This window comes from Salinicola acroporae, from assembly GCF_003206615.1.
Lineage (GTDB): Bacteria > Pseudomonadota > Gammaproteobacteria > Pseudomonadales > Halomonadaceae > Salinicola > Salinicola acroporae.
Genome location: NZ_PZJW01000006.1, coordinates 461,464 through 482,562, shown reverse-complemented (window position 1 = coordinate 482,562; position 21,099 = coordinate 461,464). Strand labels below are relative to the sequence as shown.

The window sequence follows — 21,099 nt, the reverse complement described above, 5'->3', positions numbered from 1 at the left end:
CGGACGCAACCGATAAACGTAGGGGATCAGTCATGGGCTTTTCGCAGGCATTGAGTGGCGTCAACGCCGCTTCCCAGCAGTTGGATGTAATCGGCAACAATATTTCAAACTCCCAGACCAAGGGGTTCAAGAGCGGATCGGTCCAGTTCTCGGACGTATTCGCCAATAGCGCCGTGGGCCTGGGTACTCGGGTCTCCGGCGTGCTCCAGGACTTCAGCACCGGCAGCCTCGAGTCCACCGGACGCAACCTGGACATCGCCATCAGCGGCGACGGCTTCCTGCGCTTTCAGCAGGAGGGCGAGGTCGGCTACTCGCGCAACGGCCAGTTGACGCTGACCGCCGACGGATTTCTGGAAAACGCCCAGGGCGCCCGGCTGATGGGCTACGGCCTGGCGGATGCCACCAACGTCAACTCCGGTGTTGTCGTCGGTGGCCAGCCGCAGGTGCTCAACGTGCCGGCGGCAGACATGCCGGCCAGCGCTACCGGTGCCACCGGAACGGGGATCAACATTCAGTTCAACCTGGATGCTTCCACCGTGGCCGACGACTCCTCGACCGCCGTGCTCTACGACAATCTCGCGGCCAAGACGGCGGAAGACACCACCCAGCAGACATCCATCGCCTACAACTATTCCACCAGCTTCACGGTGTACGACTCGCAGGGCGCGCAGCACAACGCCACGCTGTATTTCCAGAAGACCGGAGACAATGCCTGGAGCGCCCGCACGGCGCTGGACGGCGTGCTCACCGATCAGACGCTCACCGCGACGTTCGATAGCGCCGGCAAGCTGGCCACCATCGACGGTGCAGACGCCACCGCCAATCCGGTCAATTGGCCGAACCTGGCATTCACCGACAACGAGCTGGGCGACGGCGTCGATCCGATCAGCGCGACCTTCAACATGGCGGGCAGTACCCAGTTCTCCAACGACTCCACGGTCAAGAGCCTGGCGCAGGATGGTTACGCGTCCGGCGCCCTGGTGGGCGTCAGCTTTGCCGATGACGGCTCCGTCGTCGGCAGCTACTCGAACGAGAAGACCGTCGATCTCGGTCAGATCGCGTTGGCCACCTTCCGCAACCCCGAGGGGCTGTCGCCTTCTGGTGGGAACCTGTTCGCGGCGACCGCCACCTCCGGCAACGAACTGCTGGGTATCGCCGGGACGGGCACGCTGGGATCGATCGAGGCCGAGACGCTGGAAGCTTCCAATGTCGATCTGACCCAGGAACTGGTCAACCTGATCATTGCGCAGCGCAACTACCAGGCCAACACCAATTCGATCCGTACGCAGTCCGAAGTCATGGATCAGATCGCCCAGCTGCGCTGACAACGGCTCGCTGCCGGTCATGTCTTGACCGGCAGCCACCTCGCATCCAAAGGGTTTCAGCATGGACCGGATTCTCTATACCGCCGGGGGTGGCGCAAGCCAGACCATGGCTCAGCAGTCGGTGGTCAACAACAACCTGGCCAACGTCAGTACCCCTGGGTTTCGTGGCGAGCTGATGGCTTTCCGCGCGGTGCCCGTGGAGGGCGACGCGCGCCTGCCGACGCGCATCGCTTCGATGATGACCACGCCCGGCGCCGATTTCACGCCGGGCACCATCAGTACCACCGGGCGCAGCCTCGACGTCGCGCTGCAGGGCGGCGACACCTGGCTGGCGTTGCAGTCGCCGGACGGCGGCGAGGCCTACACCCGGCGCGGCGATCTCCAGGTCGACGCCACCGGCCTGCTGACGTCGCTCGGCAACCCGGTCCTCTCCGACAATGGCCAGGCTATTGTGGTGCCGCTCGGGGGCGACGTGACGATCGCGGCGGACGGTTCGATCAGCGTGCTGGAGCCGGGCCAGAACCCGGACGCCGTGGCACCGCTGGCGCGCCTGAAGATGGTGGTTCCGGGCAATGACAATCTGGTGCGCGGGGAAGATGGCCTGTTCCGCAGGGTGCCGGCAGAAGGCGAGGACGTCGCGGCCCCGTTGCCGGCCGACGATACCCGGCGGCTGGTTCCCGGGGCGCTCGAGGGCAGCAACGTCACCCCGACCGACGCGATGATCTCGATGATCGACAGCGCCCGGCGCTACGACATGCATATGAAAGTGATCGAAAGCGCGGACGAGAACGAGCAGCGCGCCAACAGTCTGCTTTCGCTGACCAGCTGATGCCAATTTCGACCAGCGGTGCCGGCCCCCGCGCTAGCGCACCGATAGTGAGGTTCCTGTCATGATCAAATCTCTATGGACGGCCAAGACCGGTCTGGAGTCGCAACAGGTCAAACTGGATGTGATTTCCAACAACCTGGCCAACGTCTCGACCAACGGCTTCAAGCGATCTCGCGCGGTGTTCGAGGATCTGCTCTACCAGAACGTGCGCCAGCCAGGCGCTCAGTCGTCGGTAGTCGATACCTTGCCCTCCGGCATGCAGGTGGGTACCGGTGTTCGCCCCGTGGCGACCGAGCGACTGCATACCCAGGGTGGCTTGCAGAATACCGAAAACTCCCGCGACCTGGCGATCAACGGCAAGGGGTTCTTCGCCGTGCAGATGCCGGACGGTACCACCGGCTACACTCGCGACGGCAGTTTCCAGGTCAACGAGAACGGCCAACTGGTCACCGCCAGCGGCTATCCCGTCGATCCGCCGATCGTAATCCCGCAGAACGCGCTCTCGATCACCGTCAGTCAGGACGGTGCCGTATCCGTCACCCAGCCGGGAACGTCCCAGAGCAATGAAGTGGGGCAGATCATGCTCTCCACCTTCATCAATCCGACAGGACTCCAGAGCATCGGCCAGAACCTGTACCTCGAGACCGATGCTTCGGGTCCACGTACCGACCTCAACCCGGGCCTGGATGGCGCTGGCAAGCTCTACCAGGGCTATGTCGAGACCTCCAACGTCAATGTGGTCGAGGAGATGGTCAGCATGATCGAGACGCAACGTGCCTACGAGATCAACAGCAAGGCCGTCGAAACGTCCGATCAGATGCTCCAGCGTCTGACGCAGCTATAAACCGGGGAAGTCGCGTGTTGCTGACCGCAGAACTAGCCACGACGTGGCGCAGAGTGATGATGCTGATCAGCCTGGGGCTGGCGCTGGTCGTGGCGGGCTGTGCGCAGATCCCCAGGCACTCCGTGGTCGAGAATTCCGCACCGGTGGAAATTCCCTCGACGCCGCCGGCCCAGGCCAACGGCTCCATCTACCAGGCGCGCTTTGGTTTCCAGCCACTGTTCGAGGATCGGCGCCCGCGCCAGGTCGGCGACATCATCACCATCGTGCTCGACGAGCAGGTCAGCGCCAGCAAGAACTCCGCCGCGAACGCCACTCGCAACGGATCCACCACCTTCACGCCGGGGGTGGTGCCCAACCCGATCGACTTCCTCGAAAGGTACGGCACGGATCTGGCGGGCGAGAACGTGTTCAACGGTTCCGGGGGGGCAAATGCCAACAACACCTTTACCGGGACGATCACCGTGACCGTTTACGACCTGCTGGCCAATGGCAACCTCAAGGTCCGGGGGGAGAAACAGATCGCGATAAACCAGGGCACCGAGTACATCCGGTTCTCCGGCGTGGTCAACCCCCGGGCGATCACCGGTGCCAATACCGTGCAGTCGACCCAGGTCGCCGATGCCCGCATCGAGTACATCGGTGACGGCTATATCAATGAAGCGCAGACCATGGGTTGGCTGCAGCGCTTCTTCCTCAACGTCTCGCCTTTCTGATGCCTATGATCCGCCTGTTTCGTTCTATCCGGTCCTGCCGCCCGTCGCTGGCGCAAACATTGGTGCTGGTGACGATGCTGCTGCTCAGCCTCGGTGCGCAGGCCCAGCGCATCCAGGATCTCGCCAACTTCTCGGGCGTGCGTGACAACCCGCTGGTCGGCTATGGATTGGTGGTCGGTCTCGACGGTACGGGAGACCAGACCACCCAGGCCCCGTTCACCGGCCAGAGCATCACCAACCTGCTGTCGCAACTGGGGGTGACGATTCCGGCTGGCACCAACATGCAGCTGCGTAATGTCGCCGCAGTCATGGTGACCGCGAAGTTGCCACCGTTCTCGCGCCAGGGGCAAGAGATTGACGTCACCGTCTCTTCCGTCGGCAACGCCGACAGTCTGCGGGGCGGTACGCTGCTGATGACACCGCTCAAGGGCGCGGACGGTCGTGTCTATGCCCTGGCCCAGGGCAACGTCTACGTCGGGGGCGCCGGTGCCCAGGCGGCCGGCAGCAGCGTGTCCGTCAACCACCTGGCGGCGGGACGAATTCCGGGGGGCGGGCTGGTCGAGCAGGAGGTGCCGGTGCGCCTGGGCGACGCCAGCGGCACGCTGGACCTGTTCCTCAAACAGTCCGATTTCGAGAACGCACGCCGGATGGTGGCGGCGATCAACCAGGAGTTCGGCGCGCCGGTGGCGGCCGCGCTCGATGGGCGGACGGTACAGCTCAAGCTACCGGCCAACAGCAACGATCGCGTCACCTTCCTGGCCCGGGTGCAGGGGGTCAACGTCACCACCGAGCGCGGCCCCGCCAAGGTAATCGTCAATGCCCGCACCGGCTCCGTGGTGCTGTCGGATACCGTGACGTTGAACCGCGCGGCGGTCGCCCACGGCAACCTGTCGATCGTCATCGACTCCAATCCACAGGTCAGTCAGCCCAACGCGCTGGCCGGTGGCGATACGGTCGTGGTGCCGAACGCCGATATCAGCGTGCAGCAGGAGGGTGGGGCACTGCAGGTGGTCCAGACCAGCGCCGACCTGATGGATGTCGTCAATGCACTGAATGCCCTGGGGGCCTCGCCACAGGATCTGATGTCGATCCTGCAGGCGCTGAAGTCCGCAGGTTCGCTCAACGCTGAACTGGATATCATCTGATGGCACTGGGCAACGATCTCTCCGGCCAGTTCGCGCTCGATGTCCAGAGCGTCCAGCGGCTCAAGTACAGCGCGGCGAATTCTCCGCAGGGCAGCCTCAAGGAAGCGTCGCGCCAGTTCGAGGCCGTCTTTCTGCAGATGATGCTCAAGAGCATGCGCGATGCCAGTCCCAAGTCCGGGCTGCTGCAGAGCCATCAGATGGACATGATGCGATCGATGCAGGATCAGCAGTGGGCCCAGCAGTTGGCGGGAAAGGGGCTGGGACTGGCCGATCAACTCATGCAGCAACTCGAGGGTAGCGGTTTGCCCGGGACATCGGCGCTGCCGACCGCCAGCAAGGGGGATGACGCCTCGACCTTGATTGCCGGTATCCCCCGCGGCACGCCGCGGCTGCTGCACGGCGGCCTGCGTACCCCCGGATTCGCGCCGGACGTGTCCCGGCACGACATGGCGGTGCCCGGGTCCTCCGGTGGCGGCGCGACCGCCAGCGAGTTCGCGGCTGCAGGGACAACCGGGATGTCGGGCGCCGACTTCGACGACCGCCCGGCCCACGTTCGTGCCTTCCTCGAGCAGTTGGCTGGGCCGGCCCAACGCGCCGAGCAGTCCTCGGGTGTGCCGGCCCAACTGATCCTCGCCCAGGCCGCACTCGAGACCGGTTGGGGGCAGCGTGAGATCCCCACGGCAGGGGGTGGAAACAGTCACAACCTGTTCGGCATCAAGGCCGGCCGGTCCTGGCAGGGCGCCACCACGGAAATCACCACCACCGAATACGTGAACGGCCGGCCGATCAAGATGGCCGACCGGTTCCGCGTTTACGACTCCTATACGGAGGCGTTCGCCGACTACGCCAGATTGATCGGAGACAACCCCCGCTATCAAGGGGTGGTGGCGGCTTCGTCGCCCGACGAGGCGGCCCTGGCGTTGCAGCAGGGCGGCTACGCCACGGATCCGCGATATGCCACGAAGCTCCAGGCGATCATGGCGCAATTGGGCGGATTGGACGTCATCCCTGACCGCGGGTTACTGGCGGCCGCCGCCAGCGATGACGACAACCCCTTCGGTCCGGATACGTTACCTTCCGCGATTTTCTAGGACTTGTCCGAATGGCGGTGCGCAGTAACAAAACGTTGCGAAATCGCCCCGGCCAGGATTCAAGAAATGGCGGATACAGCCGATAGAAATCATAACTTTGCACGGATCCGCGCCGGACTCTTGATGGCGTTTCACGGGATAGCGATATGAGCCTGTTTTCGATTGGTCTCAGTGGGTTGAGCGCAGCACAGAACGCGCTGTCCACCACCAGCAACAACATCAGCAATGTCTATACCGATGGCTATAGTCGACAACTGACGTTACTGGGCCAGAATGCCAGTGGCGGCGGCGCCGGATCCGGCGTCAGCGTCGACGGTATCCAGCGCCAGTACAACAGCTATATCAGCTCGCAGCTCAATCAGGTCAACAGCCGGCAGTCGGCACTGGAGACCTACCAGAGCCAGGTCAATCAGATCGACGATCTGCTGGCGGACAGCGACTCTGGCCTGACGACGCTGATGCAGGGTTTTTTCTCCAGTGTCGAGGATCTGACCGGTTCGCCGGCAGATGCGGCGGCTCGGGAAGGTGTGTTGGGTACGTCTCGCAGCATGGCGGCGCAGTTCCGTGCCTATGACGGCTATCTCAGCGACATGCGCGAGGGCATCAACGGCCAGATTGGCGACGTGGTCACTCAGGTCAACAACCTCAGCGACCAGATCGCCGATCTCAACAAGCAGGTGACGCTGGCGCGGGCCCGTAGCGGTGAAGAGCCCAATGCCCTGCTCGATCAGCGCGACAAGCTGGTCAGCGATCTCGGCGATCTGGTCGACGTCAACGTTCAGGTGCAGGACGGGTCCACTTACCAGGTATCGCTCTCCAACGGCATGCCGTTGGTCGCGGGCAACAAGTCGTTCGATCTGGTGGCGATGAAGGACAATGAAGATCCCTCGTCCATCACGCTTGGTTATGAAGATGGCGGTGGAACGCGCTCTGCGCTCAAGGAATCCGTCATCAAGGGAGGCGAGCTGGGCGGATTGCTCAGTTTCCGTAGCGAAACCCTCGATAGCGCCCAGAATCAGCTCGGCCAGCTGGCGGTGACGCTGGCCCGCAGCTTCAACGCCCAGCATGAAGCCGGGGTGGATCTGAACGGCGATGCCGGCGAGGCGTTCTTCGCCATCGGCAGCCCGACCGTCATCAGCAGTGCGGTCAATAACGGAACCGGTTCGCTGGCCGCCGAGTATGGTGATGTCAGCGAGCTGACGGCTGACGATTATCGGCTCACCTATCAGGCGGACGGCAGCTATTCGGTAGAGAACCTCGGTAGCGGCGAGATCCGTTCGGTATTGCCAGCGGGAGATGGCACGCTATCCGTCGGTGGCGTGACCCTGACGCCGAGTGGCACGCCCGCCGAGGGTGACGTTTTCATGCTCCAGCCGACGCGCAACGCCGCGGGCGTGTTCGAGGTGGCGGTAGCCGATACCGACAAGATTGCCGCCGCGGATGCCGACAGTGGCGGTAGCGGCGATAACCGCAACGCCTTGGCACTGCTTGACCTGCAGAATCAGAGGTTGGTCGGCGGCAGCAAGACATTCAGCGGGGGCTACGCCTCGCTGGTCAGCGATGTCGGTAATCGGGCCGCGATCACCCAGGCCAACCTCACCACGCAAACGGGGTTGAGCGACCAGCTCTTCGCCTACCAGCAGGCCGACTCGGGCGTGAACCTGGATGAAGAGTACGCCAACTTGCTGCAGTACCAGCAGTACTACTCGGCGAACGCCAAGATCATCGAGGCGGGCTCGACCATCCTGGATACGATCCTGGGCCTGCGGGCCTGATCCAGTGATCGCCAAGAGCCGACCTCGCGTCGTTATTGAATAGCCATTGAGTGCGCCGAGTCGAGGCGCCTTCGAGGAGAGAGCCGTGCGTGTCAGCACCGTGATGATGTTCGAGCGCAGTGTCAGCTCGATGAACCGCCAGCAGGGCGCCTTCATGCAGGTGGGCGAACAGATCGCCTCCGGCAAGCGCGTGGTGCGTCCCTCCGACGATCCCCAGGCCGCCTCGCGTGCGGTCGGCGTGTCGCAGTCGTTGGCTTCCAACGCCCAGCAGAATGACAGCCGGATCACCGCACGCAACTCGCTGAGCCAGGAGGAGAGCGTTCTCAACAGCGTCTCCGACTCGCTGTCCCGTGCCAAGGAACTCATGATCCAGGCCGGCAACGGCACTATGAGCGATGCGGATCGCCAGTCGATGGCGACCGAGATGCGCGGCGTCTACGAAGCGCTTCTCGGCCAGGCCAACTCGACCGACGGTAACGGCAGCTATCTGTTCGGTGGCTATCAGGACGGAGCCGAGCCTTTCGTCAAGGATGCTTCCGGCGCGGTGCAGTATGCCGGCTCCGATCAGGTTCGCCAGCAGAAAGTGGATTCCTCGCGCCTGATGGAAGTGGGCAATACCGGCCGGGACGTATTCCAGACCGTGGCGGGAGGGGCCGGCTATGTCGCCAGGGCCGGCGCCGATAACGCCGGGGCACTGACGTTCACTGGCCCGCAAGTCGTCGATACCACTGCGCCGGGGTATGGTGACGATTACGCCATTTCGTTCAGTGCCAATGGCGATGGCACTTTCGACTACACGATCAGCGGACCGGATGGCGACACCACCGGCAATTACGACGGCACCAGCGCCACCCTGGAGTTCGGCGGGATACGTCTCACCCTGGAAGGCACGCCGGCAGATGGTGATGCGCTGGACGTCCGCACCGCGAAGAACATGAATCCGGATGTCTTCACCACGCTGGAGAACATGCTCTCGGCGCTGGAGAACCCGCTCGATTCCGACGCCGACAAGGCTGCCTTCGCCAATACGCTGTCGACTTCCAGCCGCGAGATGGACAACGCGCTGGATAACGTGCTGACCGTTCGGGCTTCCGTCGGCGCGCGCCTCAACGAGTTGGACACACTCGATACCGTGGGCAGCGATCGCAAGATCAGCTACACCCAGACCCAGAGCGATTTGATCGATCTCGACTACACCACCGCGATCTCCGATTACGTGCTGCGCCAGGTCGGGCTGCAGGCAGCGCAGAAAGCCTTCGTCGACCTCCAGGGAACGTCGTTGTTCGAGATGATGTGAGCATACAGGCGCTCCGGCGGCCGGTTGGGGTAGCGGTCGAGGGCGGGAGCGGCAGGGCGATAGCAGCAAGAAGGGCGCATCCAGTGGGTGCGCCCTTCTCGTTGGTGTCTTTCGACAGTGGCATCGTGCCCATGGGGGCGATGACTTTCGGGCCGACCCCGTCGTCTCAGGGTGTACCCCCCATCTGCTCGATCATGCCTTGCATGAAGCGCAGTTGCTGGGTGAACAGGTCGTTCCAGAACCCGCCAAGATCCGGCATGAGTGCGGTGATCAGTACCAGGCCGGCAGTCAGCGTCATCGGGAAACCCACGGAAAAGATCGACAGCTGCGGAGAAGCCCGGTTGAGGATGCCCAGCGACAGATTGATCAGCAGCAGAGCGGTGACGATAGGGATGGCCATCAGCAGGCCCGAGGAGAAGATGGTGCCTCCCCAGCGGGCCAGGGTCTCGGCAAAGCTGGCATCGATCGAGGTCGCGCCGACGGGCAGCGCCTCAAAGGTCCAGGCCAGGATCTCGATGGTGATCAGGTGCCCGTTCATCGCAAGGAACATCAGCAGTGTCAGCATCTCCAGCATTCGCGACAGCACCATGGTGTTGGTACCGGCATCCGGCTGATAGAACGTGGCGAATGCCAGCCCCATCTGCATGCTGATGAATTCGCCGGCGGTCTGCACCACGGCGATCATGATCCGCAGCACCATCCCCATGGAAATGCCAATCAGGATCTGCTGCATCATGATGCCGAGGCTTTCCAGCGAGAACAGCGGGATCGTCGGCATCGCTGGCAGTGACGGCGCGATAGCGATGGCGATGGCGGCGCCGAACAGGGCCTTGACCGGCGTGGGTACGCTGGGAAGGCTCCATAGCGGAGAGGCCATGAAGAACGCGAGGATGCGAACGGTGGGCCAGAAGAACAGCTGCAGCCAGCCCAGCCACTGGTCGGAGGTGATGTCGATCATCGCCGGCGGCAGCGTCTCAACTGACCATCTGGGGAATGTTCTGCAGCAGTTCCCGGGTGAAGTTGACCAGCAGTTGGATGATCCAGGCGCCGGACACGATCAGCATGGCGAAGACACCGAGGATCTTGGGGATGAAGGAGAGGGTCATCTCGTTGATCTGCGTCGCGGCCTGGAACAGGCTCACCAACAGGCCGATCAGCAGCGCGGTCAGCAGCAGCGGCGCGGCCATCATCAGAGTCACCTTCATGCCCTGATAGGCGAGGCTCATTACCATCTCGGGAGACATTGCTCACCTCCTTGCGGTCCCGGGACATGCCATCACGACGCGATTCATGTCAGGAACTCAGGAAAAATAGAAGCTCTGGGTCAACGAACCGATCAGGAGCTGCCAGCCGTCGACCAGCACGAACAGCATCAACTTGAACGGCAGCGAGATCGTGGCCGGTGGCACCATCATCATCCCCAGCGCCATCAGCACGCTGGCCACCACGAGATCGATGATCAGGAACGGAATGAAGATCGTGAAGCCGATCTGGAATGCCGTCTTCAATTCGCTGGTGACGTATGCCGGTACCAGGATCCGCATCGGAACGTCCTCCGGGCCCTGCATTGCGCCGATGTCGGCGATGCGGGCGAACATCGCCAGGTCGGCCTCGCGGGTCTGCGCGAACATGAATTCACGGAATGGCTGGCTACCCCGGTCGAGTGCCTCCTCCAGTGAAATCTGCTCGGCCGAGAAGGGCTGCCAGGCCTCGTCGTAGACCCGGTCGAGCACCGGCGACATGATGAAGAAGGTGAGAAACAGCGCAAGTCCCAGCAGGACCTGGGTAGGCGGTGCCGACGGCGTGCTCATGGCCGTGCGCAAAAGCCCCAGGACGATGATGATTCGGGTGAAGCAGGTCATCATCAGCAGCATCGCCGGCAGGAAGGCGAGCGACGACAGGAACAGCAGGGTCTGCAGGCTCAGCGACCAGCGCTGGCCGCCATCGGGCATTGGCTCACTGACGATGCCGGGCAGGGCCTGCGCCAGCGCCCACTGGCTTGCGGTCATTGCCAGCGCCGCCACCAGGCCGGCGGCGAGGTGGCGTGGGTTGAGTCGGAGCGTCATCACCACTAGCTGCCGTCCCGTCCATTCTGCCGGCCGCGAACCGCGCCCCGGGCATTCTGCTTCAGCGCCTGGGCGAAGCGGCTGGCGAAGGAGCCGCCAGGCGCTGATCCCGGGGGCTCGACGTCGGGCGTCGTCGGTGGCTCGAGAGTGTCCAGTCTGGTCACCTGTCCGCCTCCGACCCCCAGCACCAGCCAGCGATCCGCGACGGCGACGATCACCACGCGTTCGCGCTGTCCCACCGGCGTACTGGCCACCACGCGAAGATGCTGGGTACCTGCCCGCCGATTGGGGCCTAGGCGCTTGAGCAGCCAGGCGCAGGCCAGGATGATCGCGACGACAACCAGCAGGGAGACCGCGGTCTTGCCCATCATCAGCAGACCGATGCTGTCACCGCCGCCGCCCTGGGTAGCCTGCTGCAGGGTAGCTTCGTTCATCGGTTCAATTTCTGGACGCGCTCGGACGGCGTGATGATCTCGGTGATTCGAATCCCGTACTTGTCATCCACGACCACCACTTCGCCCTGAGCGATGAGGTAGCCGTTGATCAGGATGTCCATGGGTTCGCCGGCGAGACCGTCCAGCTCCACGACCGAGCCCTGGGCGAGCTCCAGCAGCTGCTTGATGGTGATGCGGGTTCTGCCCAGCTCCACCGAGAGCTTGACCGGGATGTCCATCACCACGCCCAGGTCGCGGGGCTGGCGAGTATCGCTTCCCCCCTGATCGAAGGACTGGAAGATACCGGCATCCACCGAGCTTGCCGTCGCGGGCGTCGATTTCGCCTTGGCGTCGACATCGGGTGCCTGGGCGGGCTCTGTCTCGGCAGCCTGCGCTTCAGTCTCTTCGGTCTCGGGCTCCACGCCCTGTTCCGCCATCGCCGCGGCCCACAGATCCTCGGCTTCCTGCTGGCTGTCGCCGGCCGTGTCGGAGGCTCCCTTCTGGGATCCCGGTTTTTGATCGTCACTCATTGTCGAAGTCCTTCATGGCGGAGTACGTACCATGGTCGATAAGATGTTTCACCCGCAGTGCGCGCTGGCCTTGTCGGTTACCGTACTCGCAGGTCATGACCGGCACACCGTCGACGCGCACGTCGATGGCCTTGGGAATGTCGATGGGAAGAACATCCCCGACCTCCAGCGACAGCACGTCGCCAATGGTCGAGGGGATCTTGACGAAATCGGCGATCAGCTCGACCTGGGTCTGCTTGATCTCGCCTGCCATGCGCGATTCCCATTGCGTATCGTCACTGTCGAGCGTGCCGATCGGGCTGGAGAGAATGTCCCGAATCGGTTCGATCATGGAAAACGGTATGCAGATGTTGAAGTCGCTGGCCAGATTGCCGACTTCGAGATGAAACGTGCTGTTGACGACGATCTCGTTCGGCGAATTGGTGATGTTGGCGAAGCGCACCTGCATCTCCGAGCGCATGTAATCGATCTCCAGGGGATAGATCGATTTCCAGGCATCGCTGTAGCCCTCCAGTGCCAACGACATCAGGCGCTGGATGATCCGCTGTTCGGTGGCCGTGAATTCGCGACCGTCCGACTTGGTCAGGAATCGCCCGTCGCCACCGAACAGGTTGTCCACCACCATGAAGACCAGGCCCGGCGGGAACACCAGCAGAGCCGTTCCCTTCAGCGGCCTGAGGCTGATCAGGTTGAGGTTGGTCGGTACCGGCAGGTTGCGCGCGAACTCGCTATAGCTCTGGTAGCGCACGCCGGAGACGGTGATGTCGGCACTGCGTCGAATCAGGTTGAACAGCGCGACCCGAAACAGGCGCGCGAAACGCTCGTTGATGATGTCCAGCGCCTGCAGGCGCTCGCGAACGACCCGATGCTGATTTGCCGGATCGAAGGGGCGGGTGCGACGCTCGCCTTGCGGCTCGTCGGCGGGCTTGTCGTCATCGCCGCTGACGCCGTTGAGGAGGGCATCGATCTCTTCCTGCGATAACAGGTCGTCTTGGGACATGGTTGGCCTGGCGTCCGCTTACTGCACGATGAAATCGGAGAACAGCACGTCACTGATGGATAACGTGGGCTGTGGCGTGGTGATCGGGTCGTCGAACAGACCGAGAATCTGCTGCTTCAACTTGATCTTGCCCTCGGGCTTGATCAGCTCCTCCGCACTCTTGCCGGACAGCAGCATCAGCAACCGGCTGCGAACTTCCGGCATGTGCTGGGTCAGAAACTCACTGGTCTGATCGTCGTTGACGCGCAGCGACAGACCCACGTAGAGCAGTCGGTCGCCGTAGTCGCTCTGCAAGTTGACCGTGAACGGTTGGATGGTCACGAATATCGGCATCGGAGGTTCGGTCGGCTGCTCCTCGACGACATCGGTCGCCTCGCTGCCACCACGGGCGTCGAGGAAAAAGTACACGGCGATCGAACTCGCGATCGCCAGCAGGACGATCAGGAGCCCTACCACGAGTAGGGATCGACTTTTACGGGGTGCGGCCATCGCTTCTGCCATTACGGGTCATCTCTGGAAGTTGCAGCGGATTATGCGGTGGCAGGAGACCTGGCGATCGACGGAAAAGACGCCTTCCGGTCGGTCAACTTCCCCTTTCGTGTCACGGTGCTACAGGGAGGGAAGCTGCGGTCGTCGGCTCACCGCACGACGTGGTGTCACGGCTGGCACGGGCCAACCGTCATCCGTGTTATCGGCAGCGCCGGTCAGGCGTAAAGGTTGATGTTGCCATTGCCGGTCAACGTGATACCGCGCGCCGTGACGTCATCGACCGGCTCGATGCCCGTCGCCGTCAACAAAGAGCCGGCAGCGCTCCCGCCGCGGTTCGGACGGTCATCGCCGGAGGAGTGACCCTGCTGGAAGTGGCCTTGATCGCCCACCATCGTCTCGCCCAGCGCGATGCCGCTATCGGCCAACGCCTGACGCAACTGGGGGATTGCCGCTTCGACGGCGGCGCGAACTGGGGCGTGCGTCGACAGGATCTGAAGCTGTGCCTGCTGATCCTGGACCGTCAGGGAGACGCTCAGTGGCCCCAGTTCCTGGGGATGAAGGCGAAGCGACATCTGCTGGTCGCCGCGCTGGTGCATCTGCAGTACCTGTTGGCCGAAGGACGCTGGCCACTGGGGAGACTGTACCGGGGCATTGATCAAGCCGGGCGTCGAGGAGCCCGCCGATGCGGGGCTCGCCGCGCCGGTCGGTGACGTAGTGGCGTTCGCCAACGAGCCGAAATCCGAGCGGGGCGTCGGAACGGGGCCGGCATCCTGGGTATTTCGCTCGGGCAGGCTGATCGATGCGGCATCGCCAATCTGGCTGGCCGTGGCCACGGCCGCGCTGTCCGGCGCGCCGGGAAGGACGGGCGCTTGACCATTCATGGCGGTAACGCCGGGATTGGCCCCTGGCATGGTGCCATCGCTGCGCCGGCTATCGACGGCTGACAGCAACCCCCCGAATCCTGGCGGGCTGGTCGGTGCCTTGGCGCGATCCGGGGTTCCAGCCTGATCGACGTCGACGGGTGATGCCTCGAGTGCGGCGGGACCATCGGCCGGCGATGCAGTGGCGGTGGCCTTGAGGATCTGCTGTGCCAGGGCCCGTTGCCCAACGTTCGGCAAGGCGGGCCCATTGCCGCTCGCGGCATTCGGTGGCTGCGACACCACGGCGAGCGGCAAGCCGGCGACCATGGCCGCCAGAGATTCGGCATCGAGCGGGCTCGACTCCCCATCGATCGCTTTCGTGTCCGACGGATCGTCGGCAGCGGGCGAGAGGCTGGCCAGGATGGCCCGAAGGTTGGACATGTCCTCCTCGTCGAGCCCCCGCAGAACGGGAACGGCAGGCGCGACCGGCGGCGCGCTGCCGGCCTCGGCCTCCTCGGTGGCAGGCGATTGTGCCGCCACGGCGTTCGCCAGATCACCGCTCGCCCGGCCATTGGCGTCCGAATTTGGTGCCTTCGCGGCGCTCGCGCCGGCCTGTGCGGCCGGTCGCGGTGATTTTTCGGCCGTCGCCCGCTGCAGGGAGTCGGCGAAGGGGGCGCTCTCGCTGGAGGCCCTGTCTTTGGTACTCGCGCTACGATCCGGGGGCGAGGTCAGGGCAGTGATTGCAGAAAGTTCCATGGGCGGGGGCCGTCGGTTTCGTGGTCGGGTGACGCTTCGGATCAGGCCTCGATTCGGTGCGCCGAATCTCTAATTCAGCTTTGCTGCGAGTGTCGGGCGTCTTGCTGGCGACGTAGCAGCTGCGCGGCCATCTCGTCGCTGTGACGCTGCTCCTGGCGAGCCTGACGATAGGCGGCATCGCGCTCTCCCCGAGCATGCAGCGTCTCATAGGCGTTGAGCTTGCGGCGTTCGCCCTGCCAATGCTGCCTGCCGCTGTCGACCCGCGTCTGGTGCTCGCCGAGCCGTCGCTGCTGCTGTTCGATCGCCTTGTCGAGAGAGCCGATGAACTGTTGGTAGTCGCGCCACTGGCTGGAGGAAACGCCTTGCGTCAGGCTGTCGTGCAGCTTGCGCTGGTACTCTTCCCGATAGCGCTGGAGTTGACCCAGTTGGGTCTGGGCTTCCTGCTGCTGACGCTGTAACTGGCCGAGACTCTCCACGGCCTTGTCACTACTGCGTTGTGCCAGGTCTCGGAGCATCTCCATGGCTTGCATGTTGGCCAAAGCGTTACCTCCTATCCATTCGTCCGTCATCATGGCGACGGGAGAATTCAACGGCTCTCATTGTGACCGCGCCGATGCCACCCCAAAGGTTCGATAAGCGCTAAAAAAAGCCACTATTCCCGTTCGAGATCAGGGGGTAGGGGACGATGCGCCAGGATCACAGGTCAGTCGTTGATCGGGATGAGCCGGTCGAGCTCGGTGTGGGTATGGTCGATTCCAGCCGTCTCGTTCATCCGTTGCTGCAGGAACGTCTCCAGCCTTGGATAGAGGGCGACGGCGCGGTCGAGTTGAGGATCCTGGCCGCTGACATAGGCGCCGACGTTGATCAGGTCGCGGTTGCGCTGGTAGCGGGAGATCATCTGCTTGAACCCCTGGGCCTGACGCAGACGCCTGGTATCGACTACCGCCGGCATGGCGCGGCTGATCGAGGCTTCGATATCGATCGCGGGGTAGTGGCCGCTCTCCGCCAGCTGCCGCGATAGGACGATATGGCCGTCGAGGATGGCGCGAGCGGAATCGGCGATCGGATCCTGCTGGTCGTCGCCTTCCGTCAGGACGGTGTAGAACGCGGTGATCGAGCCGCCGCCGCGCTTGCCGTTGCCGGCTCGTTCGACCAGCGCCGGCAACTTGGCGAATACCGACGGGGGATAGCCCTTGGTGGCCGGAGGCTCTCCGATCGCCAGGGCGATCTCTCGAGCGGCCATGGCGTATCGCGTCAGCGAATCCATGATCAGTAGCACGTTGCGCCCCTGGTCGCGGAAATCCTCCGCCAGGCGCGTGGCATAGGCGGCGCCTTGCATGCGTTGCAGCGGCGAGGTGTCGGCGGGGGCCGCCACCACCACGGCGCGGGCCAATCCTTGCTCTCCGAGGATGTTCTCGATGAAATCCTGGACCTCGCGCCCGCGCTCGCCGATCAGGCCGACGACGATGACGTCGGCGTCGGTGTAGCGGGCCATCATGCCCAGCAGTACGCTCTTGCCCACCCCGGAGCCCGCGAACAGGCCCATGCGCTGGCCGCGACCCACGGTCAGCAGGCCGTTGATGGCGCGAATCCCGACATCGATGGTGGTGTCGATGGGGGCTCGGGCCAAGGGGTTGATGGGGGGTGTCTCGAGGGGGGCGTGTGGCAACTGCTCGAGGGGGCCGTGGTCGTCGAGAGGGCGGCCATTGCCGTCGACGACGCGCCCCAGCAGCCCGTCGCCCAGCGGAAAGCGTCTCGCGCTGGCAACGTCTAGGCGGTTGCCGCTGAGTGCCAGTACGCGGGCGCCGGGGAGCAGGCCGCTGGTGTCGGCCAGTGGCATCAGGAACAACTTGTCCCCGGAAAAGCCGACGACTTCGGCTTCCGCAAACCGTTCGCCCTCGCCGTTCCCGGTGCCGGCAGAGAGTTCTATCAGGCAGGCGCTGCCCAGGGGAAGACGGATACCTACGGCCTCCAGCACCAGTCCGGTGGCGCGGGTGACCCGCCCCTCGTAACGGTAGTGGGAGAGCGATTCGACCCGCTGGGTGACCTTGTCAAGCGCCAGGCGCCAGCGTTGATGATGGGAGGCCACTTCCGGTGCCTTTGACGACTGGCCGATGTCACTCACCGGGCGCTTCTCCGTCATCGGAATTTCCCTTCACGAGCGTTGACTCCGTGGAGGCCGAACCGGTTCGCGAGCGTCGGCGCTGATCGAGAATGGCCTTCCACTGGGTGCTCAGGCTCGCATCCAGGCCGCCGCCGGCGCTGGTGGCGCGGCAGCCGCCACGCTCCAGCGTCGGGTCGGCGTGGCATTCCCAGCCGCTGGCCTCGAGCGTATCGCTCATCGTCGACTTCACCAGTTCGAGATCCTGCGGGTTCAGCCAGAGCCGAGGCTTGCCGTTCAGCGTGGTGTCGGCATCGAGCAGTTCCCGCACCACGCTGAGGATATGTTCGGGCTTGGCAGCCAGCGATTCGCCGGCCAACTGGCGACCGGCGATCAGCGCCAGTTCGACCAGTTGGTCCGCGATCTCGGCGTCGAGCGACGCCAGCGCCAAGCGAAAATTGTCGGCCAGGCCGGCGAGTGGGGCCAGCGACATGTCCAGCCGCTTGTTGAACTCCAGCTCGGCGGCGGCGTTACCCTCCTTGACACCCCCGCTGTAGCCAGCCTGGTAGCCTTGCTCGTGTCCCTCGCGGTAGCCCTGCTCGAGCCCCTCGAGTCGGGCTTTTTCTGCGATGCTCCGGCGTGCCTTGGCCTCGGCATCCTGACGCTGGCGACGCCGGCGAGCGTCGGCATGCGTGGCGGACGGCTCGGAAGCGGGCGGGTAGCCCAGCTCCTCCATCTGCCACCGGTGCCACTCGCCATGGGCGCCGGACGTGGGGTGGCTGTCACGATCAGACGTAGCCATCGTCGCCACCGCTCAGGGCGATTTCGCCGGAGTCCGCCAGTCGCCGCACGACCCCGAGGATCGCTTTCTGTTCGTTCTCCACCTGGGATAGGCGCACCGGCCCGCGATTTTCCATGTCTTCGCGCATCAGTTGTGCCGCACGCTGGGACATGTTGCGCGTGAACTTGTCGATCAGCGCGTCCTCCGCGCCCCGCAGCGCGATGACCAGCGAGTTGGTCTCGATCTCGCGTAGCACCAGCTGGATGCCACGGTCGTCGATATCCAGCAGGTTCTCGAACAGGAACATCTCGTCGATGATGCGTTGCGCCAGATCTTCGCTGTGGGCGCGGACCACGTTGATGACCTGCTCCTCCTGCGCGGAATTCATCAGGTTGAGAATTTCGGCCGCGGTTCTCACGCCGCCCATCTTGCTGCGCTTGAGATTGGTGCCGTCCAGCATCGAGCTGAGCACCTCGGTGAGCTCCTGCAGTGCCGCCGGCTGCACGCCGCTGAATGTGGCGATGCGCAGCATGATGTCATCGCGCTGTTTCTCGTCGAACAGCTCGAGGATATCGGCAGCCTGGCCGCGCTCCAGGTGCACCAGGATGGTGGCGATGATCTGCGGATGCTCGTCGCGGATCAGTTCTGCCACCATCGACGCCTCCATCAGATTGAGCGAATCGATACCGGAGGCCGTGTTGGAGCTCTCCAGGATGTCCTCGATCAGACTGCTGGCGCGCTCGCTGCCCAGGGCCTTGGTCAGTACCGCGCGGATATGATCGTTGGAGTGCAGGTTGATGGCGGTGAACTGCTCGGTCTCGTCGTGGAACTCCCGCAGAACGAGCGCCATCTCCTCGTGGGAGACCTGCCCCAACTTGGCCATCTCCTGGCTGATGTCCTGCACCTCGCGGCTCGAGAGGTACTTGAATACCTCGGCCGCGCTATCCTCGTCCAATGAGAGCAGTAGGATGGCGCCACGTCGGGCGCCGGTCATTGCCGTCGTCATGATTTATCCATCCAGCTTCTGACGACCATGGCGACCAGGCGCGGGTCTTCCTGGGCGATTTCACGGACGTCCTTGAGATCCTGCTCGTAACTCGAGGCACCGCGCCGGTTGCGATCTCGTCCACGCGACGCACCACCGGTGCGGCTCGCGCTGTCGACACCGGCGCCCCCGCCGACACTCTGGTAGCTTGCCGCCGCGGCCGCCGCATCGCTGGCGGACATCGGCGAAGCCGCTTGTGCCGGCACCGGTTCGCGGGTCTGGCGACGAATCAACGGCTTGACCAGCTTGAACCACAGGAACAGTGCGACCAGCGCCACGACGAGATATTTCAGCACGCTCTTGGCAAGGCTCCAGACCTCCGGCGTCTGCCACCACGGCTGCGTGTTGAACTCCGGCGCATTGGCCTGGAAGGGGCTGTTGACGACCGCGAGGTCGTCGCCGCGTGCCTCCGAGAAGCCCATCGCCTGCCGCACGAGGCCACGGATCTGGTCCATCTCCGTGTCGCTCAGGGCGACGCGGGTCGGGTTGCCCGCATCATCGACGCCGTCGCGATAGTTGACCACGACCGCGACCGAGAGACGGTCGATGTCGCCACTATGCTGCTTGACGTGTTCGACGGTGCGATCCACTTCGTAGTTGATCGTACTGTCACGATGCACTTGGCCAGTGTCGGTATTGCTCGCGGTCTGGGTGTCCGTGCCCTGGGTGTCCGTTGCCTGACCGTCGGCCTGGTTGCCGTTGTCGTCGGCGGCGTTCTGATCCGGGTCCGGAGCCTGGGTTGCCGCAGCGTTGATCGGCGAGGCGACGGTACCCGGCGGCTGGTTGCTCAAGGCACCGGGGATGCCCATGGCGAGATCGCCGTTGCTCTGGAACGAAGCGCTGCTCTGCTGGCTGCGAACCGCTGCCTCGTTCGGTGCCTGATTGGGACCATAGCGTTCCGCCGTCTGCTCCCGCTGGGAAAAGTCGACCTGGGCGGTGACCTGTGCCCGGACGTTGCGCGCGCCGACGATGGGAGCGAGGATCGCCTCGATGCGATCGGCATACTGGTTCTCGAGGTTGCTGACGTAATCGAGCTGGCTGCCGTCGAGTTGGCTGGCGTTGCTGGCGGGGCGGCTGAGCAGGTCGCCGTTCTGGTCGATTACGGTGACATCGTCTACGGCCAGTTGGGGCACGCTGCTGGAAACCATGTGCACGATGGCATTGACCTGACCCTCGCCCAGGACCCGGCCCGGCTGGAGATCAAGTACGACGGAGGCGGTGGCGGGCTGACTCTCGCGGACGAATACCGACGGCTTGGCCATGGCGAGATGGACGCGGGCCCGGGCGACGCTGCCCAGCGTACCGATGGTGCGGGCCAGTTCGCCCTCCAGCGCGCGCTGGTAGTTGACCTGCTCGGCGAATTGGCTGATGCCGAAGGCCTGATCGTCCATCAGCTCGAAGCCGACGCCGCTGGCCTCGGGCAGACCCTGCTCCGCCAGCTTGAGGCGAATGGGCCTGACCTGGTCGGCGGGGACCAGCAGCGCCTGACCGCCTTCGCTGAATTGGTAGGGAACGCCCATGGCGTCGAGCTGATTGATGATGCGACCGCCGTCGGCATCGGTCAGGGTAGAGTAGAGGACGCGGTACTCCGGCGCGCGAGCCCAGAGCAGCAGCGCGATCACGACGGCGACGGCTGCGGCGCCGGCCACGATGAGCGGTATGCGCGGGTTTCCCTGCAGCTTGCTCAACCAGTCGCGTCCGCCAGCGGCAGTCTCCGACGCGGTTTGCCGGGTCGATGGCCGTGCGGACGAATTACCTGGGCTTGTGGTGTCGTTGGGCGACGTGGCCGTGCTCATGTCGTGCTCCGATCATGGCACGTGGTGCAACTCGACAACATGGCAGTAGTCTGCTCCCTGCAACGCGTCTGCTCATCCGTACCTCGACACGCTCGGGATGCTGCTCCGATGTGGCTCTGGCCGGGGCGTTAGTTTGATGGCAGCCATTATGTGTCGGTCTGTTAACGCTGAAGGTGGGAAAAGCCGGTGTTTTCGCACGCATTTACCGCGATGGTCGTAGTC

21 protein-coding genes are annotated in these 21,099 nt (G+C 64.1%); 8 read left to right on the top strand and 13 right to left on the bottom strand.

What is annotated here, in order from left to right; translation table 11 throughout:
• Positions 1-32: 32 nt before the first annotated feature.
• The 8 genes from flgE to flgL all read left to right on the top strand — a co-directional run bounded on the left by flgE (position 33) and on the right by flgL (position 9,019).
• Positions 33-1,325 carry a flagellar hook protein FlgE gene (flgE, locus tag DOM54_RS11620; protein WP_110716457.1) on the top strand — a complete coding sequence of 431 codons (1,293 nt, stop codon included), beginning with the start codon at positions 33-35 and terminating at the stop codon, positions 1,323-1,325.
• 61 nt (positions 1,326-1,386) lie between these two features.
• A complete protein-coding gene (locus DOM54_RS11615) occupies positions 1,387-2,154 on the top strand; it encodes a flagellar basal body rod protein FlgF (RefSeq protein WP_110716456.1) in 768 nt (255 codons plus the stop codon).
• Positions 2,155-2,215: 61 nt separating this feature from the next.
• A complete protein-coding gene (flgG, locus tag DOM54_RS11610) occupies positions 2,216-2,998 on the top strand; it encodes a flagellar basal-body rod protein FlgG (RefSeq protein WP_110716455.1) in 783 nt (260 codons plus the stop codon).
• 56 nt (positions 2,999-3,054) lie between these two features.
• Positions 3,055-3,711 carry a flagellar basal body L-ring protein FlgH gene (locus tag DOM54_RS11605; protein WP_110716454.1) on the top strand — a complete coding sequence of 219 codons (657 nt, stop codon included), beginning with the start codon at positions 3,055-3,057 and terminating at the stop codon, positions 3,709-3,711.
• A gap of 74 nt (positions 3,712-3,785) precedes the next feature.
• Positions 3,786-4,856, top strand: a complete 1,071-nt coding sequence (locus DOM54_RS11600; RefSeq protein WP_240613872.1) for a flagellar basal body P-ring protein FlgI — start codon at positions 3,786-3,788, stop codon at positions 4,854-4,856.
• Entirely contained in the window at positions 4,856-5,947 is a 1,092-nt protein-coding gene (gene flgJ / locus DOM54_RS11595) for a flagellar assembly peptidoglycan hydrolase FlgJ (protein WP_110716452.1), read from the top strand. The genes DOM54_RS11600 and flgJ overlap by 1 nt, the downstream gene beginning before the upstream one ends.
• Before the next feature lie 146 nt (positions 5,948-6,093).
• A complete protein-coding gene (flgK, locus tag DOM54_RS11590) occupies positions 6,094-7,722 on the top strand; it encodes a flagellar hook-associated protein FlgK (RefSeq protein WP_110716451.1) in 1,629 nt (542 codons plus the stop codon).
• An 85-nt stretch (positions 7,723-7,807) separates the two neighbouring features.
• Complete coding sequence (gene flgL, locus DOM54_RS11585) at positions 7,808-9,019, top strand: flagellar hook-associated protein FlgL (protein ID WP_110716450.1); 1,212 nt, start codon at positions 7,808-7,810, stop codon at positions 9,017-9,019.
• Positions 9,020-9,185: 166 nt separating this feature from the next.
• Here the strand turns inward: flgL and fliR are convergent, their stop codons facing one another.
• From fliR to fliF, 13 genes are all read right to left on the bottom strand, one after another.
• Positions 9,186-9,977, bottom strand: a complete 792-nt coding sequence (gene fliR / locus DOM54_RS11580) for a flagellar biosynthetic protein FliR (protein WP_110716449.1) — start codon at positions 9,975-9,977, stop codon at positions 9,186-9,188.
• Between the two features lie 16 nt (positions 9,978-9,993).
• A complete protein-coding gene (gene fliQ, locus DOM54_RS11575) occupies positions 9,994-10,263 on the bottom strand; it encodes a flagellar biosynthesis protein FliQ (protein WP_110599955.1) in 270 nt (89 codons plus the stop codon).
• Between the two features lie 57 nt (positions 10,264-10,320).
• Positions 10,321-11,028 carry a flagellar type III secretion system pore protein FliP gene (gene fliP, locus DOM54_RS11570; protein ID WP_110716678.1) on the bottom strand — a complete coding sequence of 236 codons (708 nt, stop codon included), beginning with the start codon at positions 11,026-11,028 and terminating at the stop codon, positions 10,321-10,323.
• Between the two features lie 62 nt (positions 11,029-11,090).
• Positions 11,091-11,519, bottom strand: a complete 429-nt coding sequence (fliO, locus tag DOM54_RS11565) for a flagellar biosynthetic protein FliO (RefSeq protein ID WP_110716448.1) — start codon at positions 11,517-11,519, stop codon at positions 11,091-11,093.
• Positions 11,516-12,049 (bottom strand): flagellar motor switch protein FliN, encoded by a 534-nt coding sequence (gene fliN / locus DOM54_RS11560; protein ID WP_110716447.1) that lies wholly within the window; start codon positions 12,047-12,049, stop codon positions 11,516-11,518. The genes fliO and fliN overlap by 4 nt, the downstream gene beginning before the upstream one ends.
• On the bottom strand, positions 12,042-13,049 hold the full coding sequence (gene fliM / locus DOM54_RS11555) for a flagellar motor switch protein FliM (RefSeq protein WP_110716446.1): 1,008 nt from the start codon (positions 13,047-13,049) through the stop codon (positions 12,042-12,044). Before fliM ends, fliN begins: the two co-directional genes overlap by 8 nt.
• Before the next feature lie 18 nt (positions 13,050-13,067).
• Complete coding sequence (gene fliL, locus DOM54_RS11550; protein ID WP_110716677.1) at positions 13,068-13,538, bottom strand: flagellar basal body-associated protein FliL; 471 nt, start codon at positions 13,536-13,538, stop codon at positions 13,068-13,070.
• Positions 13,539-13,753: 215 nt separating this feature from the next.
• Complete coding sequence (locus DOM54_RS11545) at positions 13,754-14,938, bottom strand: flagellar hook-length control protein FliK (protein ID WP_162619842.1); 1,185 nt, start codon at positions 14,936-14,938, stop codon at positions 13,754-13,756.
• A gap of 290 nt (positions 14,939-15,228) precedes the next feature.
• Entirely contained in the window at positions 15,229-15,684 is a 456-nt protein-coding gene (gene fliJ / locus DOM54_RS11540; protein WP_240613889.1) for a flagellar export protein FliJ, read from the bottom strand.
• A 173-nt stretch (positions 15,685-15,857) separates the two neighbouring features.
• Entirely contained in the window at positions 15,858-17,297 is a 1,440-nt protein-coding gene (fliI, locus tag DOM54_RS11535) for a flagellar protein export ATPase FliI (protein ID WP_110716443.1), read from the bottom strand.
• Entirely contained in the window at positions 17,272-18,057 is a 786-nt protein-coding gene (locus DOM54_RS11530; RefSeq protein ID WP_110716442.1) for a flagellar assembly protein FliH, read from the bottom strand. Before DOM54_RS11530 ends, fliI begins: the two co-directional genes overlap by 26 nt.
• Positions 18,044-19,042 carry a flagellar motor switch protein FliG gene (fliG, locus tag DOM54_RS11525; protein WP_110716441.1) on the bottom strand — a complete coding sequence of 333 codons (999 nt, stop codon included), beginning with the start codon at positions 19,040-19,042 and terminating at the stop codon, positions 18,044-18,046. The genes DOM54_RS11530 and fliG overlap by 14 nt, the downstream gene beginning before the upstream one ends.
• Positions 19,039-20,877 (bottom strand): flagellar basal-body MS-ring/collar protein FliF, encoded by a 1,839-nt coding sequence (gene fliF, locus DOM54_RS11520; RefSeq protein WP_110716440.1) that lies wholly within the window; start codon positions 20,875-20,877, stop codon positions 19,039-19,041. Before fliF ends, fliG begins: the two co-directional genes overlap by 4 nt.
• Positions 20,878-21,099 lie beyond the last annotated feature (222 nt).

Coding starts and splice junctions, on each gene's coding strand:
- flgE (WP_110716457.1), top strand. CDS start 33: ATGGGCTTTTCGCAGGCATTGAGTGGCGTCAACGCCGCTTCCCAGCAG.
- DOM54_RS11615 (WP_110716456.1), top strand. CDS start 1,387: ATGGACCGGATTCTCTATACCGCCGGGGGTGGCGCAAGCCAGACCATG.
- flgG (WP_110716455.1), top strand. CDS start 2,216: ATGATCAAATCTCTATGGACGGCCAAGACCGGTCTGGAGTCGCAACAG.
- DOM54_RS11605 (WP_110716454.1), top strand. CDS start 3,055: ATGATGCTGATCAGCCTGGGGCTGGCGCTGGTCGTGGCGGGCTGTGCG.
- DOM54_RS11600 (WP_240613872.1), top strand. CDS start 3,786: ATGCTGCTGCTCAGCCTCGGTGCGCAGGCCCAGCGCATCCAGGATCTC.
- flgJ (WP_110716452.1), top strand. CDS start 4,856: ATGGCACTGGGCAACGATCTCTCCGGCCAGTTCGCGCTCGATGTCCAG.
- flgK (WP_110716451.1), top strand. CDS start 6,094: ATGAGCCTGTTTTCGATTGGTCTCAGTGGGTTGAGCGCAGCACAGAAC.
- fliR (WP_110716449.1), bottom strand. CDS start 9,977: ATGATCGACATCACCTCCGACCAGTGGCTGGGCTGGCTGCAGCTGTTC.
- fliQ (WP_110599955.1), bottom strand. CDS start 10,263: ATGTCTCCCGAGATGGTAATGAGCCTCGCCTATCAGGGCATGAAGGTG.
- fliP (WP_110716678.1), bottom strand. CDS start 11,028: ATGACCGCAAGCCAGTGGGCGCTGGCGCAGGCCCTGCCCGGCATCGTC.
- fliO (WP_110716448.1), bottom strand. CDS start 11,519: ATGAACGAAGCTACCCTGCAGCAGGCTACCCAGGGCGGCGGCGGTGAC.
- fliN (WP_110716447.1), bottom strand. CDS start 12,049: ATGAGTGACGATCAAAAACCGGGATCCCAGAAGGGAGCCTCCGACACG.
- fliM (WP_110716446.1), bottom strand. CDS start 13,049: ATGTCCCAAGACGACCTGTTATCGCAGGAAGAGATCGATGCCCTCCTC.
- fliL (WP_110716677.1), bottom strand. CDS start 13,538: ATGGCCGCACCCCGTAAAAGTCGATCCCTACTCGTGGTAGGGCTCCTG.
- fliJ (WP_240613889.1), bottom strand. CDS start 15,684: ATGCAAGCCATGGAGATGCTCCGAGACCTGGCACAACGCAGTAGTGAC.
- fliI (WP_110716443.1), bottom strand. CDS start 17,297: ATGACGGAGAAGCGCCCGGTGAGTGACATCGGCCAGTCGTCAAAGGCA.
- DOM54_RS11530 (WP_110716442.1), bottom strand. CDS start 18,057: ATGGCTACGTCTGATCGTGACAGCCACCCCACGTCCGGCGCCCATGGC.
- fliG (WP_110716441.1), bottom strand. CDS start 19,042: ATGACGACGGCAATGACCGGCGCCCGACGTGGCGCCATCCTACTGCTC.
- fliF (WP_110716440.1), bottom strand. CDS start 20,877: ATGAGCACGGCCACGTCGCCCAACGACACCACAAGCCCAGGTAATTCG.